This window comes from Pedobacter sp. KLB.chiD (assembly GCF_047040275.1).
GTDB lineage: Bacteria > Bacteroidota > Bacteroidia > Sphingobacteriales > Sphingobacteriaceae > Pedobacter.
Window position 1 is genome coordinate 4577114 of sequence record NZ_CP178207.1, and the last position, 14392, is coordinate 4591505.

General features: G+C 39.5%; 17 protein-coding genes. 15 read left to right on the plus strand and 2 right to left on the minus strand.

What is annotated here, in order from left to right:
- Positions 1-8 precede the first annotated feature (8 nt).
- The 6 genes from ACK1I8_RS18905 to ACK1I8_RS18930 all read left to right on the plus strand — a co-directional run bounded on the left by ACK1I8_RS18905 (position 9) and on the right by ACK1I8_RS18930 (position 5216).
- Positions 9-524 (plus strand): LptE family protein, encoded by a 516-nt coding sequence (locus ACK1I8_RS18905; RefSeq protein WP_317614800.1) that lies wholly within the window; start codon positions 9-11, stop codon positions 522-524.
- A gap of 73 nt (positions 525-597) precedes the next feature.
- Positions 598-1650: a hypothetical protein gene (locus ACK1I8_RS18910; protein WP_412466840.1), complete on the plus strand. Its 1053-nt coding sequence runs from the start codon at positions 598-600 to the stop codon at positions 1648-1650.
- Between the two features lie 14 nt (positions 1651-1664).
- Positions 1665-2027 carry a preprotein translocase subunit SecG gene (gene secG / locus ACK1I8_RS18915; RefSeq protein ID WP_412466841.1) on the plus strand — a complete coding sequence of 121 codons (363 nt, stop codon included), beginning with the start codon at positions 1665-1667 and terminating at the stop codon, positions 2025-2027.
- Positions 2028-2301: 274 nt separating this feature from the next.
- Positions 2302-3327 (plus strand): sensor histidine kinase, encoded by a 1026-nt coding sequence (locus tag ACK1I8_RS18920; protein ID WP_412466842.1) that lies wholly within the window; start codon positions 2302-2304, stop codon positions 3325-3327.
- A gap of 224 nt (positions 3328-3551) precedes the next feature.
- Positions 3552-4193, plus strand: a complete 642-nt coding sequence (locus tag ACK1I8_RS18925) for a DUF47 domain-containing protein (protein WP_186462304.1) — start codon at positions 3552-3554, stop codon at positions 4191-4193.
- A 12-nt stretch (positions 4194-4205) separates the two neighbouring features.
- Positions 4206-5216, plus strand: coding sequence for an inorganic phosphate transporter (locus tag ACK1I8_RS18930; protein ID WP_412466843.1), 1011 nt, complete (start codon positions 4206-4208; stop codon positions 5214-5216).
- A gap of 565 nt (positions 5217-5781) precedes the next feature.
- Here ACK1I8_RS18930 and ACK1I8_RS18935 read toward each other — a convergent pair.
- Together ACK1I8_RS18935 and ACK1I8_RS18940 are read right to left on the minus strand one after the other, a co-directional pair.
- Positions 5782-7086, minus strand: coding sequence for a carboxypeptidase-like regulatory domain-containing protein (locus tag ACK1I8_RS18935; RefSeq protein WP_412466844.1), 1305 nt, complete (start codon positions 7084-7086; stop codon positions 5782-5784).
- Complete coding sequence (locus ACK1I8_RS18940) at positions 7079-7657, minus strand: RNA polymerase sigma factor (protein ID WP_412466845.1); 579 nt, start codon at positions 7655-7657, stop codon at positions 7079-7081. The genes ACK1I8_RS18935 and ACK1I8_RS18940 overlap by 8 nt, the downstream gene beginning before the upstream one ends.
- Positions 7658-7858: 201 nt before the next feature.
- On the opposite strand from ACK1I8_RS18940, the gene ACK1I8_RS18945 reads away from it, so the two are divergent.
- The 9 genes from ACK1I8_RS18945 to ACK1I8_RS18985 all read left to right on the plus strand — a co-directional run bounded on the left by ACK1I8_RS18945 (position 7859) and on the right by ACK1I8_RS18985 (position 14368).
- The gene (locus ACK1I8_RS18945) at positions 7859-8620 is read left to right on the plus strand and encodes a DUF4197 domain-containing protein (RefSeq protein ID WP_412466846.1); all 762 of its coding nucleotides are present in this window, start codon (positions 7859-7861) and stop codon (positions 8618-8620) included.
- Between the two features lie 587 nt (positions 8621-9207).
- Entirely contained in the window at positions 9208-9759 is a 552-nt protein-coding gene (locus tag ACK1I8_RS18950) for an RNA polymerase sigma factor (RefSeq protein ID WP_412466847.1), read from the plus strand.
- A gap of 10 nt (positions 9760-9769) precedes the next feature.
- Positions 9770-10117: an HMG-box domain-containing protein gene (locus ACK1I8_RS18955; RefSeq protein WP_412466848.1), complete on the plus strand. Its 348-nt coding sequence runs from the start codon at positions 9770-9772 to the stop codon at positions 10115-10117.
- Between the two features lie 469 nt (positions 10118-10586).
- The gene (locus ACK1I8_RS18960) at positions 10587-10853 is read left to right on the plus strand and encodes a hypothetical protein (protein WP_412466849.1); all 267 of its coding nucleotides are present in this window, start codon (positions 10587-10589) and stop codon (positions 10851-10853) included.
- Between the two features lie 5 nt (positions 10854-10858).
- Positions 10859-11077 (plus strand): hypothetical protein, encoded by a 219-nt coding sequence (locus tag ACK1I8_RS18965; protein WP_412466850.1) that lies wholly within the window; start codon positions 10859-10861, stop codon positions 11075-11077.
- 12 nt (positions 11078-11089) lie between these two features.
- Positions 11090-11482 carry a hypothetical protein gene (locus tag ACK1I8_RS18970; RefSeq protein WP_412466851.1) on the plus strand — a complete coding sequence of 131 codons (393 nt, stop codon included), beginning with the start codon at positions 11090-11092 and terminating at the stop codon, positions 11480-11482.
- 55 nt (positions 11483-11537) lie between these two features.
- Complete coding sequence (locus ACK1I8_RS18975) at positions 11538-11990, plus strand: Hsp20/alpha crystallin family protein (protein WP_412466852.1); 453 nt, start codon at positions 11538-11540, stop codon at positions 11988-11990.
- A gap of 176 nt (positions 11991-12166) precedes the next feature.
- The gene (locus ACK1I8_RS18980; protein WP_412466853.1) at positions 12167-13387 is read left to right on the plus strand and encodes a DEAD/DEAH box helicase; all 1221 of its coding nucleotides are present in this window, start codon (positions 12167-12169) and stop codon (positions 13385-13387) included.
- A 69-nt stretch (positions 13388-13456) separates the two neighbouring features.
- Positions 13457-14368 carry an AEC family transporter gene (locus ACK1I8_RS18985; protein WP_412466854.1) on the plus strand — a complete coding sequence of 304 codons (912 nt, stop codon included), beginning with the start codon at positions 13457-13459 and terminating at the stop codon, positions 14366-14368.
- Positions 14369-14392 lie beyond the last annotated feature (24 nt).

The window sequence follows — 14392 nt, forward strand, 5'->3', positions numbered from 1 at the left end:
TTCTGATCATGATGAAAATAAAAATATTTGCCTTAATCCTGCTCACTTCGGTTTTTAGTGCCTGCTCTTATAAATTCAGCGGAGCATCTACAACAGGATTAAAAACGGTGGTTGTTCGGGTATTTGAAAATAATGCGCCTTTAGTGGTACCAACATTAAGTAACCAGATTACGGAATCGTTAAAAAGCCGTATACGCAACCAAACAAAGTTGATTATCTCTCCAACAGGCGAGGGAGATGCATCTTTTGAAGGTAGAATAACAGGTTACGATATTAAACCGGTCGCACTTCAAAATAGTGCTACGCCTACTGCTGGTGCTAACAGATTAACCATAACCGTTTCGGTAAAATATAAAAACAATATAAAAGAACACGAAAAAGAAAGTTTTGAAGAGAGCTTTACCAAGTATTTTGATTTTCCGGTTAATGGCGCACCGATTCAAACGTTGTTGCCTGGTGCTATCGAAAATATCAATAAACAATTATCGGAAGATATTTTTAACCGTGCATTTGCACAGTGGTAAATAAAGCAGCATTCTAAAGACAAAATTTTCAGAACCCGTTTACATTTTTTTAACTTAGCGGCAAACCCCGATAATGGATAACAAAAAGCTACTGGTAGATTTACTTGCGCAACCTGGAAAGGTTAGGCCAGAGCATGCATCCATGTTGCAGGAAATGGTTAAGCAATTTCCGTATGCACAGCCTATCCATTTGCTTTTAGCTAAAGCCAATGCTTCATTTATTCCAAAAGCCGCATTATATAGTCAGGGGCATGTATTGTTCCATGTACTAAATATGGTTCCTGTTGAGGAGGCAAAGCAGGAAGAGGAAGCTGATACCAATATAGCCTTTACGCAGGAGGAGCCGGAAGTTTTGACGCAAACAAATGAATCTACAGATGAAAGCCTGTCCGCTACAGATCTGGAGGCAAGCCTGCAAACACCAGATGGCCTGCAAGGTGTGGATAGGCATTTGAGGGATTCGCCGGCGGATAACGATTCCTTTATTGAAAGTGTGGCTGCTACAGATTTCTTTGCCTTTGAGCAGCAATTAAGTACCGATGTGGTTGGCACTGCGCCGGAAATTGAAACGGTAGTACCAGACGAGCCGGAAAGGAATTTTGTTTCGCAATATAACGATGATAAGCTGCCATACACTTTTTTATGGTGGTTAGCGAAAACCCGTAAGGAGCATGAGCAGATTTTTCAGCCTTATGCGCACCCTGATGCTCATCATCATCACAAACCGCGGCCGCAAAATAAACAACAGCAAGAAAGCACTGAATTTCAGCAACAGTATGTTGAACATATTTTTCACATCCAAACCCCTTTCGAGGTAGCCGATCATTTAGCCGAATATCCTACAGCCGAAATTAAAGATGCAAAAGGCGCCAAAATTATCGAGAAATTCTTAAAAGAAGATCCAACCATCAAGCCACCTAAGCCAGAACAGATCGATAATGAAAATAAAGCCAAGAAAAGTGCGGAAGACAATTACGACCTTGTTTCGGAGACTTTGGCCAAAATTTACATCGAGCAAATGCTTTATCACAAAGCCATAGATACTTATAAAAAATTAAGTTTGAAATATCCGGAAAAAAGCCGTTACTTTGCCGACCTTATCCAATCTATAGAAAAGAAATTTTAAAATATAATATTACCATGGTAACCTTTTTAATCATTTTATTAATTATTGCGTGCATAGCCTTAGGCTTATTTGTTTTAGTACAAAACCCTAAAGGTGGCGGTTTAGCTACAGGTGGTGGCACCAGTAACATGTTTGGTGTGCAACGTACCGGCGATGTTTTAGAAAAAGGATCGTGGGTATTGTTAACACTAATTGTGGTGTTAACCCTGGCCGTTACTACAATTGCTAAAACCAGCGGTGGTAGTGCTGCAGTAGGAAACTCGGCTATTCAGGAGCGTTTAAATAAAACACCATCACCATCTCCGATCGGTGGCAATTTAAATAGCACTAAACCTGCAACTTCAACTCCGGCTAAAACCGATTCAACGAAGAAATAAGTATCCTTACCCATATTTTAAAAGCTTTCCTCAAAAGGGAAAGCTTTTTTTGTATGGTTTTAGAAACAGGCCTGTACCAGCTAAATCTGACAGAGTGGAATAGACCGGAGCGCTGCGGGAACTATAAATGATGGCGGGACTGTAGCAGCTATGGAAGACTAAACGTCTGTTTTCTAAAAGGTACAGGATGCATATATAAATTCTGTTTAACTGCAGGCGTTAAGTTAAACCTTTAACTTAACGCCTATTTAACATAAAAGCTTTAAATTGCCGTATGAAATTAAGTGTGCTGGTTTTATTTACTGCTCTTGCTGTTGGTCTTTCCATCGGGATGGTTAATTTTTATTTTCAGCATAGCTGGTATTATCTGGCTATCTCGTTTGGGGTATCGTTTCTGAGCAGTTTTTTGGTTTTTTATTATCTGCTGGAGAAATACATTTACACTAAAATTAAACTCATCTACAAGCTGATCCATAACCTTAAATTGGGTAAAGATTTAAAAGATGCGCTTGGTGAGTATGTGAGCTCCGATCCGATTAATGATGTAGAACAGGAAGTAAAAGAATGGGCAGGCGCAAAGAAAAAAGAAATTGATTTGTTAAAAAAGCAAGAGCAGTTTAGGAGAGAATTTCTTTCGAATGTTTCGCATGAGTTTAAAACGCCGCTTTTTGCCATTCAAGGTTATATCGAAACCTTGCAGGATTGCCTGGTAGATGATCCCGATCAGGCTGTTTTATTTCTAAAGAAAGCTGAAAACAATGTAGAACGACTGAGTTATTTGATCAAGGATTTAGACGTTATTTCAAAGTTGGAAACGGGAGAATCGCCAATCAATTATCAAAAATTCGATTTTGTACAACTGGCGAAAGAGGTAATGGAAAACCTTGAAGATCGCGCCAAAGCAAAAAATATTAAACTCTTTTTTAAAGATAAGTATACTGCTCTCACACCTGTTTCTGCCGATCGCGAGAAAATCAGGCAGGTTTTGATTAACTTAATGGTCAATAGCATTAAGTATGGCATTGATGGAGGCGAAACCGCCATTAAAATTTTCGAGCTGCACGATCAGGTTTTGATTGAAGTTACCGATAATGGTATAGGCATAGAAGAAAAACACCTGTCGCGCCTGTTCGAACGTTTTTACCGTATTGATACCCACCGGGCAAGAGAAGTTGGCGGTACCGGTTTAGGTTTAGCTATCGTAAAACATATTTTAGAAGCGCACCAACAAACTATTTCGGTAAGAAGTACGCCAGGTATCGGAACTACCTTTGCCTTTACGTTACAAAAAGGGGGGTAAGTTTAACATCCTTTTTACGGTGATGATCTGATGATACCTGTTCAAAGTTCGTGTAATGAGACTTCAGCTAGCCAAAGCATTTTTTAATTATTGGTGTTCAGCGGGTTAAAAGCTACATCAATTAGCTATATCTGAAAAACAATGCGGCAATTAGTTAATATAATTAATAAATTAACATTAACTTAACATTGGGCTTGTAGCTTTGCAACATATTAAAAATTAACATGAACAATATTTTTAAGTTCTTTACACCTCAAGACAAAAAGTTTCATCCGCTTTTCGAACAAGCTGGTAGCAATGCATTAAAAATTGCGGAAACCCTTTTAGAAATGGTTAGTACGGGTGATGCTGAAAGCAGAAAAACAATTTTTAAAGAAATTGAGCGCTTAGAGCATGTAGGTGATGATATTACCCATTCGATTTTTCTTGAACTGAGCAGGAACTTTATTACGCCATTCGATAGAGAAGACATTCATGCATTGGCTACTGCCGTAGATGATGTTGCCGATTATATTTATGGTACTGCAAACCGCATGCAGATGTATAACATGATTGCCATTAATGAGCCTATTGTTAAAATTGCCGAGCTTTTGGTAGAAATGTGTACCGATATTGATAAAGCCATTAAAGAACTGCGCAGCTTTAAAAACATCCGCGTAATTGCTGATGCCTGTATCCGCATCAACAGTGGCGAGAACCAGGCTGATTATGTATTTACATTAGCGGTAGCACGTTTATTTGAATACGAAACCAATGCGATTGAATTAATTAAACAAAAAGAGGTTTTACAAACGATAGAAAAAGCGACAGATAAGTGTGAGGATGTGGCGAATGTGCTTGAAACGATCTTGGTTAAAAACGCTTAATAAAAAACAAACATGGTAACTACCTTATTGGTTGTTGTTGTAATTCTGGCTATTGCTTTCGATTATATTAACGGCTTTCACGATGCCGCCAACTCGATTGCAACCATTGTTTCTACAAAAGTACTTACGCCTTTCCAGGCGGTTTTATGGGCTGCATTATTCAATTTCGCTGCCTACTTTTATTTTACCGACCACAAAGTGGCCAACACAGTTGCTAAAACAGTTATCGAAAACTACATTACACTACATGTAATTTTTGCAGGTTTACTGGCAGCTATTATGTGGAACCTGTTAACCTGGTGGTATGGTATTCCTTCGAGCTCATCGCATACCCTAATTGGTGGCTTTGCAGGTGCCGGGATGACACATGCTTTACTTACAGGTGCGAGTCCGCTTGATGCCGTAAATATGCAGTATGTAATTAAAATTGTATCCTTTATTGTTTTGGCGCCAATTATCGGTATGGTAATTTCGGTGGTATTAACACTGATCATTATCAACATCTGTCGTTATGCCAAGCCGGCAACTGCCGAAAAATGGTTTAAACGCCTGCAATTGTTGTCTTCTGCTGCATTAAGTTTTTTTCACGGGGGTAACGATGCACAAAAGGTAATGGGGATTATTGCTACCGCTTTAATTGCCTCTAAAGTAATTCCTGATTTTGAAGCGATGCCTGCCTGGGTGCCAATTGCCTGTTATTCGGCCATCTCATTAGGTACCATGAGCGGTGGCTGGAAAATCGTGAAGACCATGGGGTCGAAAATTACTAAGGTAACTGCACTGGAGGGTGTTGCTGCCGAAGGTGCCGGAGCAGTAACTTTAGGTATTACAGAACATTTTGGTATTCCGGTTTCTACTACACATACCATTACCGGATCAATTGTAGGTGTAGGTGTGGTAAAAAGTGTTTCAGCAGTACGTTGGGGGGTAACCATCAACTTAATCTGGGCCTGGATTTTAACCATTCCGGTTTCGGCTACGTTAGCAGCCATTATTTATGCTGTGATTTATTACTTAAAATAAAAACAAAATCCTTTTAAATATTTAAGAAGACCAGGACCAAAAGCCTTGGTCTTTTTTCGTTTAACCGCAAAGGGCGCAAGGGTTTTCGCAAAGAATACCAGATGGAAGGCTATAAGCCGAAGGGTAGAGTTTATAATATTTTAGCGGTTGTAGAATTAATGATTACTTCTATAATGTTCTCCTGAGGGATAATTTATTATATGGAAATTAATATGATTGACAGATAAAATTTAGTTAAGTAATATCCCTCAAGAAATCGTCATTCCCAACTTGATTGGGAATCTTAAACCTTGTATTAAGATTAGCTTCGCTGAGCACTTCGTGGTTCCCGCATGCGCGAGAATGACGACCGGACACTTTACTGATTGTTAAAAGATATTTGTTTCGCAGAGTCATGTTCTTAAGTTCCTTCAGAATACCGGCTAGGATGTATTATTTTCTTCAAGATAAAGGCAATGGATCAGAACACCTTATATTCAAATCTAAATCGTAAACAATAAGTTCTATTTGGATTATTTAAAACAACCCAGGGCACGGTGCTGATTACAAGGAGTAATTAAGTTATCTAAAATCTAACGCTGATCTCTACTGAATCCGTTCCGTTTTTAGGCAATACCCAATCCGGGCCTTGCTGAATCAACCGCTTCGCTTCTGCATCAGCTTTTTTGTTCAGCGATTTTATAACGGTAATATTGGTAGGCCGTCCGTTGCTTTTAACTTTGAAACTCAAAATCACAAATTGCTCCGGTCCTTTAGGATTGTAAAGCTTATTGTTATGCGCCAAGTACTGGCTATAATTAATGGTAGAAACCGGAATGGGCTTCGTAATCTCACCAGCCGATTTTCCATCCAGGTTTTGTTCTGCACGCAGCGTAATTCTTGGGGCAGCAATATTTTCTTTTTTGCGTCCGTTCGAACCGGTAATCAGTGCCATTTCGTTTAACGATTTATCGCCACTTAATGCGTTTTTAATGGCGTTAGGGTTTTGCAGACCGGCTACAGGTAATTCTTTAAAGCCAATCGCATTAATCAATAAATCTTTATCTTTTGCATTACTATCAGCGGGTAAATAGAAATAACCTTTTGCATCGGTTGCCGTTACATTTTTAGAACCAGCTAATTTTACAACAGCTCCCTGAACAGGCAGTCCATTACTTTGATCTACTACATTACCACTAAATGCAATTTTGTTTGAGGCTATTGCGGGCTCTGCTGCAACCACAGTCTCATTTAACGTCACTCCACCTGGTTTGGAATCACTATGGCCTATACGGCTCATTGCTTTTGCACCACTATTATCCGATAAGATTTTTGCCGCTTTTATTTCGGTAATTTGTGTTTCTGTATGCCTGGAAACAATATTCGATTTTGTATTTTTTGCTAACCCACTTGTTTTCGCGGCTGTAATGGCTTTATCAAGCAAAGTTGTTCGCGTAGCGTTTTGGGTAACGGTTTCTGCTTGAGCTTTTGGTTGAGCAGAAGCAACGCTCGTGGTACTATCTAAGCGTACTAAAACGCCTTCCTTTTTATGTGCATCAAGTTCTGCATTTCTGCGGTTGGTTTCGCGCATAAAGAATAAAATGCTTACCGCAATAAAAGCCACAGTTGCAGTTGCGGCAATACTTAACCTTTGGGTGGTAATGCCCCAAAGTTTGCGCTTTACGGGCTTTTCTGATACACGATCGTAAAGTTGTTTTTGTAAAATGGACAGCGTTTGCTTGCGTTTTGGTGCCTGCTTCAATCCTTCCAAAGCTTCTGCAACGAAAGGATCTTCCAAAGCTTGTTTTTCTACAAAATGCATAGCTTTAGCATCAAGTTTACCGTCCAGGTAATCTTCCAGTACATCAATATCTAACCAATCGTTATTCACTACTGTTCTTCTCTATACAAATCTTTAAATTCCGCTTACCATTTTGGATGTAGCTCTTCACTTTAAGCATATCGTAACCTGTAATCTCGGCTACTTCTTTATAGCATTTTTCTTGTAAATAAAATAAATCTACGCTTTTTCGCTGTTCTTCAGGCAAAGTTTCCATACACTTTTCCATAATGGTAAGCTGCGTTTCTTTTGTGTTGTCTATATCAAGATGCACAAAATCAGTATTTTCCACAAAAGTATCGTCTATGGAAACATTATTTTGCTTAGCTGATTTCCGTAAAGCCATTAAACAGTGGTTCCGCGTCAACACATGGAGCCAGCTTTTGAAGTTCTGTACCTCATGTATTTTCAGCTTTGTTACCAATTCTTCAAAAATCTGCATCACGGCATCCTTGCTTTGCTCTTCATCTTTGAAGTAGTTTAAGCAAACTCCGAATACCAAATGCATATACTTATTGTAAAGCGTACCCAACGCGTCCAAATTGCCCGTATTTTTATAATCGGCAGTTAATTTGGCATCGTCGTGCTGGGCATTTCCAGCTGTGTTTTTTATAAACCTCAAAAATGGTCGCTTTTTCGAATTATCTTCCAAGTATAAAAAATATTTCTGAGTGATGGGGCAGAAACTAATTTTTTAGGAAGAAAGGTTCGGAATATTTGCTTACCGCTAATTTTTTGGGAGTATTTATATGGTTTTAGGCAAAGACATACCTTTGAGTATAAATATGGCCGTTGTTTTGCTAGATATGCTTAAACACACAAAATGAAAAAGATCAATATTTTATCCGTATCGCTAACCATGCTGGTGTTGGTCAGCTTAAATGTTAGCGCACAGATTAAACTAAGCGACATCTTTAAAAAGGTAACCGAAAAACAGGCATCTACAACAACTGCTACAGGAACACCGTCTGCTTTTGAAATAGGACAGGGAATTAAAGAGGCGTTACAGATCGGTGTTTCTGCCGGTGCCGACAGGCTTTCGGTTAAAGATGGCTTTTTAGGCAATCTGGCTGTCAAGATCCTGATGCCTCCCGAAGCACAAAAGGTTGAAAGGACGTTACGTGGTATAGGTTTGAACAAGCTTTGCGATAATGTAATTGTTAGTTTAAATCGCGCTGCTGAAGATGCAGCTACCGAAGCAAAGCCTATTTTTATATCGGCCATTAAACAGATGACCTTAACCGATGCAACCAATATCCTTTTGGGTAATAAAAACGCAGCCACCGAATATTTTAAAAGGGTAACTACTGCACAATTGATGCAGAAATTTAGCCCGATTGTAAGCACCAGCTTAAATAAAGTTAATGCCACCAGGTATTACAGCGATTTAACTACACAGTATAACCGTTTGCCTCTGGTAAAACCTGTGAATACCAACTTGACAGAATATGTTACACAAAAAGCAATAGATGGTTTATTTGTTGAAATAGCCAAAGAAGAATTAAAAATAAGGGGTAACCTGAGTTCAAGGAGCACAACGCTACTTCAAAAGGTATTTGGATACGCGGACAGGAAAAAGATTTAGTTTAGTGTGTTTCGTGCGGACAGGAACCATGGCGGAAGGTTTTTTATGTTTAGTTTGTTTGTCTTAGCTGGATGCTAAGATCAGGGTAGGAGAGACTTACGAAATCTGAGTGATGGCACGTGTGGCGGAAGTCTTCTTAAGTCTGCATAGAAATTGATTGTTAGCTTTTTTTGGCGCGCCATGCCTGTACAAGAAAATAAGTTGGTTCCCGTGTTCCGCTTATACAATTCAGACACCGTTCCTCCGTCTTTCAGGGTATCACTTCACCCGCCCGCATGCAACGGGTAGGGGCTAAGTGGCCCAAACAACATTCATTTTAGAGGTGCGGGGATGCACCAACTTTGTTGATAAACCTGATGGCAGCGGCAGCCCCGAAGCATGAGGGCTATAGCAAACAGCAGGGCTGCAGCCTGCCAAGAACATGCTCCTTTCATTTCCAAAAAAACAATAAATTTAATCTATTGTACGCATGGGCTTCTAAATCTTTCCAGGTGTAGCCCAGCCTGAATACTAAGTTTAAAAAAAATAAAGAAAATTTAAAGTAATATTGGTGCTCATCCGTTTACTGGGTTATCAAGCGAAATTTAGTGCCGACAAACGAACCTCAAAATATCATTTCAACGGTTGCCAATTATGGTAAACGCTTATTTAGTTTCATCCGTGGAAGGGTGAATACGGATGAGGATGCAGAAGATATTTTACAGGATGTCTGGTTTCAACTCAGCAACCAACCCGAAACGGGCGCCATAGAGCAGATTAGCGGCTGGCTATATCGGGTGGCCAGAAATAAGATTACCGATAAGTACCGCAAACAAAAGGAAGAATCATTAGAAGATTTCACTTTCGAAGGTGAAGATGGGGAAGTCAATTTTAAAGAAATTCTACTGGCCGAGGCTTATTCGCCGGAAGAAGAAAGTTTGAAAAAACTGTTCTGGGATCAATTGTTTCTGGCACTGGAAGAATTGCCCGAAAATCAGCGCTATGTATTTGTTCAGAACGAACTGGAAGAACGTACTTTTCAGGAACTGGCTGATGAAAGCGGCGAAAATATCAAAACATTAATATCAAGAAAAGGTTATGCGGTAAAACACCTCCGTAACCGCTTACAAAACTTATATCAGGAGTTTATTAACTATTAAATTTACAGGCATGATGAATAGAAATTTTAATCTCGGTAAGAAATTCATGTTCTTTTTCCCTGTGGCGGTGCTTATTGCAGCTGCGCTGGGCTATGTAGTGATGTGTTTATGGAACTGGATTCTGCCAGAAGTTGCCCATGCAGGTCGGCTTAATTATTGGCAGGCCCTTGGTTTGCTTGTGCTTTGCAGGATATTGTTTGGAAATTTCAATAAAGGGGGGCACCGTGGTGGTTTCCGGGAGCGTGCACAGAAGCTGCGCGCTAAATGGGATTCAATGAACGAAGAGGAGCGTGCAAGATTTAAAGAAGAGTATAAGCGAAGATGTGGCGGTTGGGGCCATCACCGCAACAAGGAATAGCTTGAAAGCCTCGATTAATTCGGGGCTTTTTTGTTTGTATACTATCCTATCACTCGTAGTGATGATTTTTTTAAAATTTGTCATCTCGACCGCAGCAATGCGGAGTGAGATCTATCAACACAGATTTCTGCCCGCCTGTACGGGCAGGCCTGTCGGCAAAAGCGGGCATTCCGCTGCGCTTCAATAGAAAGAAATAGAGAGACGATTTTTTAAAGCCCTGCACTAAATAACGACCTTTCTATTATTCCATCGGTTGGTGTCTCACCAACCGACGAGTTGATCTACCAAAAGATCCGTCACTGCGTTCAGGATGACACAATTATGGAAATCTCTTAGAATAAAAAAAACAAAATAATTTAAAGTAAAAATAAACCTGCTCCGTCTTCCTATATAAATAACAAAAATAACAGCTCCATTTGTTTAAATAGCTTACAGTGAGTTGATTAAGGTAATTATAAAAGATAATGAAATGATGAAAATATTAAAAACCATAGGATTTGGAATCTTACTCGGAGCAGTTGCTTTCTTAATCCCATTTGTGTTCAAGTTTATATTGGCCATTATGCTGATTGGTTTAATGTTCAGGATTTTTACCGGTAGGCGTCGCCATTATTTTCATAACCGCTTTAAAGGTTTCGAGAATCATTATAGCCCGATTGTACCGATCGATAACCAATGGTACAGGCCAGTCATACAAGGCAGTGGAACGGTTAACCACATTAACATAAATGATTAACGGGAATGAGAACATTTAGAATATTATTGGCATTAGCTGTTGCCGCAGGAACTTTTTACAGCTTAAATGTGCTGGCCGTTCAGTATGGATACCGAGATCGCCTGGATTTCAAAAACAGGCATTACCATGATTGTGGACATGAACAATATAAAAACCATAGTTTCAGTCATCATCGTACACAGCAGGACGATACCATTATCCCAACAATAGCATTAACAAAGTAGATAGATAAGCTGATGTCAAAAGTACTTTTTTTAAGTGATCCATCTCAGGTCGATGTTAATCCGATCCTGGGCATGGCAAATGAAATGATTAGCAGGGGAGAGCAAGTTACTTTCTTTAGTTCTGATGAATTTAAGGCGCCCATAGAACAAATCGGCGCAGACTTTAAGGCCTATAATCAGGAGTTGAATATTTTTCAGGCGCAAGAGACTAGAAATGAAGAAGAACCACCCAAATCAGGATTGATCAGTGCCTTGCTGGAGCCGATGAAATTTATCGATGATATTTTGGTTCAGTTAAGGGGGTTGAAATTTGATTATGCGGTTTTCTCACCATCGTATCCCTATGCAAATATCATTACACAGTTGCTGGATATCCCTAAAACGAAACAAGTAGCTTATCATTAATATTGGCTTTGGCCGATAAATTAACAACGTAAATAACAATTAAAAATTAAATAAAATGTACAACAAACATAGATGCCATTCGGGCAGGATGCATGACCATTTTGGCCGGGGAGCAGGAAAATTTAGCAGGCATTTTGGAGAAACATTCGGCCACCATAAACGTGCCATGTTTAACCAAATTTTTAGAAAGGTGCCAGCCAATATAAAAGAAACAGAAAATAACTTTATTATCGAACTTTTTGCACCTGCTTTGCTTAAAGAAAACTTAAAAGTAGTAACAAAGGATGACGTATTAACCATTTCTTACCAACCAAAAGAAGATGCTGATTCCAGTAAAAAGTATAGCAGGAGAGAATATAGCAACGGCACTTTCGAAAGAGCTTTTAGCCTAAACGGAAAAATTTTGGTCGAAAATATCTCAGCCAGGTATGCTGATGGAATTTTAGAGGTTACCCTACCTAAAAACCCCGAAACGAATATACCAGAGAAATCTATTCTGGTAGACTAAGTTTCGTCTATTATAATTTCGAGGCCCCAATTGTTTTATCAGTTGGGGCTATTTTGTTTTTGAGTGCAAATGAACTTCCTGACCTCATTTTTAAATGCCTAAGTAAGAAATTAAATGCGGGTTTGCTATTAGCCGTATTTTAAGGTACTTTTGTTAAAATACATAAACACAATAGATTGAATTTTAACGACTTTAATTTTAACCCCGATTTATACGAAGGCTTAATGGCCATGGGGTATAAAAGCGCTACTCCAATACAAGAACAGGCCATACCGGTAATTTTGGATAATCATGATCTGATTGCCTGTGCGCAGACCGGTACAGGAAAAACGGCCAGCTATCTTTTACCGGTAATGGATAAAATCAGCAAAGCAACCGATAGACACAACAATACCTTAATCCTGGCACCGACACGAGAACTTGCGCAACAGATCGATTTACAGGTAGAAGCTCTGGCTTATTTTACCAATATCAGTTCTTTGGCAGTTTACGGTGGTGGAGATGGCATTGCTTATGAACAGCAAAAACGGTCGATGCGAGAAGGTGTGGATATTATTATTGCCACTCCAGGCAGGTTAATGGCACATTTATCTTCAGGGGTATTAAAACTGGAACATTTACAGCATTTGATTTTGGATGAAGCTGATAGAATGTTGGATATGGGCTTTTATGATGATATTATCCGCATTATCAGTTACCTGCCCAAAAAAAGGCAAACGCTTTTGTTTTCAGCTACCATGGCACCGAAAATAAGAGCGATGGCCGCTAAAATCTTGCATGAACCCAAACAGATTACCATTTCACTTGCTAAACCTGCTGAGGGGATCGATCAACAGGCTTATAACATTCACGATCAGCAGAAGCAGACTTTGTTAACGGAAATTTTCAAAAGTGGCCAATATAAAAGCAGTATCATTTTTGCCTCTACAAAAGAAAAAGTAAAGGCACTATACAAAGCATTTAAAGGTTTGGGTATTAAAGCCGAGGCTTTTCACTCCGATTTGGGGCAAAAAGAACGTGAAGATATTCTCCTGGCCTTCAAAAACCGTAGATTGCCCATCCTAATCGGAACAGATGTATTATCCCGCGGAATTGATGTAGAAGGAATCGATCTGGTGATCAATTATGATGTTCCCGGAGATCCTGCAGATTATGTACACCGTATTGGCCGTACGGCAAGAGCAGCAACAAAAGGAACGGCCATTACCTTGGTTAACGGAAGGGATAAGCGTAAGTTTGACAACATCGAAAAGTTAATTGAAAAAGCGGTTCCGCGTATGCCTTTACCGGAAAGTGTAGCTGCAATAGAAATTACACATGTAGAGGAAAAAAAGGCGACGCATAAAGGAAAGAAAAAGGTTTGGCACAAAAAGAAAAAGCCGAAACCCTTAGTTTAAAGTATTTAAGACGCCATAAGACTGTTCTTATTGGCGTTTTTCTTTTATAATCTATCTTTGTGCTATTCGATGGCAAATTTCATTCTTATCGGTTTGTGCATTTTGGCCGGCATTCTTTTTAGAAAAGGTAAATCGTTGCCCAAGGATGCACACAAAGGCATTAATGCCTGGATTATTTATATTGCACTGCCAGCGGTTTCATTTAAATACCTGCCACACATTACCTGGACCAAAGACCTGCTTTTTCCTGCTTTGGCCCCGGTTTGTATCTGGCTGTTCGGTTGGTTATTCATCACAGTTTACAGCCGTATCCGGAAAATCAGTAAAGCAAGCTCGGGTGGTTTAAAATTAACCAGTTCTTTAAGCAATACCTCATTTGTGGGTTTCCCTTTAATTGTGGCCTATTTTGGAGAAAAGGAATTGGGTATTGCCATTATCTGCGATCAGGTTACTTTTACACTGCTCTCAACCATTGGTATTATTGTGGCCATCCGGTCATCACAGAACCAAGAATTAAGCGCAAAACTGGTATTGAAAAAAGTATTAACCTTTCCGCCGCTTATTGGTTGTGCGTTGGCGCTAACCCTGCCAAGTTTCATCAATCTGGCTTCATTAGATCCGTTATTCGAAAAACTAGCGGCTACAGTGGGCCCACTGGCTTTATTTTCGATAGGTTTACAGCTAAAATTTGGAGGCTGGTTTGGCGAATTGAAACATATTAGTTTTGCTTTATCATATAAACTGATTTTAGCCCCTTTGGTGGTGATGCTGATTGCTATAGTTTTAGGAATGAGTGGTACTGTTACCAAAATAACGATTTTTGAAATGGCCATGCCAACATTGTTAACCGCAGGGGTAGTGGCCGATCAGTATAACCTAAACCCAAAACTTTCCAATTTGGTAGTAGGGATCGGAATATTGCTTTCGTTCGTTACCACAGGTTTATGGTGGCTGGTGCTCACTTATTCGGGGCTGGTTTAATTATCCCGGTTCTTAACCGCAGAG

Coding starts and splice junctions, on each gene's coding strand:
- ACK1I8_RS18905 (WP_317614800.1), top strand. CDS start 9: ATGATGAAAATAAAAATATTTGCCTTAATCCTGCTCACTTCGGTTTTT.
- ACK1I8_RS18910 (WP_412466840.1), top strand. CDS start 598: ATGGATAACAAAAAGCTACTGGTAGATTTACTTGCGCAACCTGGAAAG.
- secG (WP_412466841.1), top strand. CDS start 1,665: ATGGTAACCTTTTTAATCATTTTATTAATTATTGCGTGCATAGCCTTA.
- ACK1I8_RS18920 (WP_412466842.1), top strand. CDS start 2,302: ATGAAATTAAGTGTGCTGGTTTTATTTACTGCTCTTGCTGTTGGTCTT.
- ACK1I8_RS18925 (WP_186462304.1), top strand. CDS start 3,552: ATGAACAATATTTTTAAGTTCTTTACACCTCAAGACAAAAAGTTTCAT.
- ACK1I8_RS18930 (WP_412466843.1), top strand. CDS start 4,206: ATGGTAACTACCTTATTGGTTGTTGTTGTAATTCTGGCTATTGCTTTC.
- ACK1I8_RS18945 (WP_412466846.1), top strand. CDS start 7,859: ATGAAAAAGATCAATATTTTATCCGTATCGCTAACCATGCTGGTGTTG.
- ACK1I8_RS18955 (WP_412466848.1), top strand. CDS start 9,770: ATGATGAATAGAAATTTTAATCTCGGTAAGAAATTCATGTTCTTTTTC.
- ACK1I8_RS18960 (WP_412466849.1), top strand. CDS start 10,587: ATGATGAAAATATTAAAAACCATAGGATTTGGAATCTTACTCGGAGCA.
- ACK1I8_RS18965 (WP_412466850.1), top strand. CDS start 10,859: ATGAGAACATTTAGAATATTATTGGCATTAGCTGTTGCCGCAGGAACT.
- ACK1I8_RS18970 (WP_412466851.1), top strand. CDS start 11,090: ATGTCAAAAGTACTTTTTTTAAGTGATCCATCTCAGGTCGATGTTAAT.
- ACK1I8_RS18975 (WP_412466852.1), top strand. CDS start 11,538: ATGTACAACAAACATAGATGCCATTCGGGCAGGATGCATGACCATTTT.
- ACK1I8_RS18985 (WP_412466854.1), top strand. CDS start 13,457: ATGGCAAATTTCATTCTTATCGGTTTGTGCATTTTGGCCGGCATTCTT.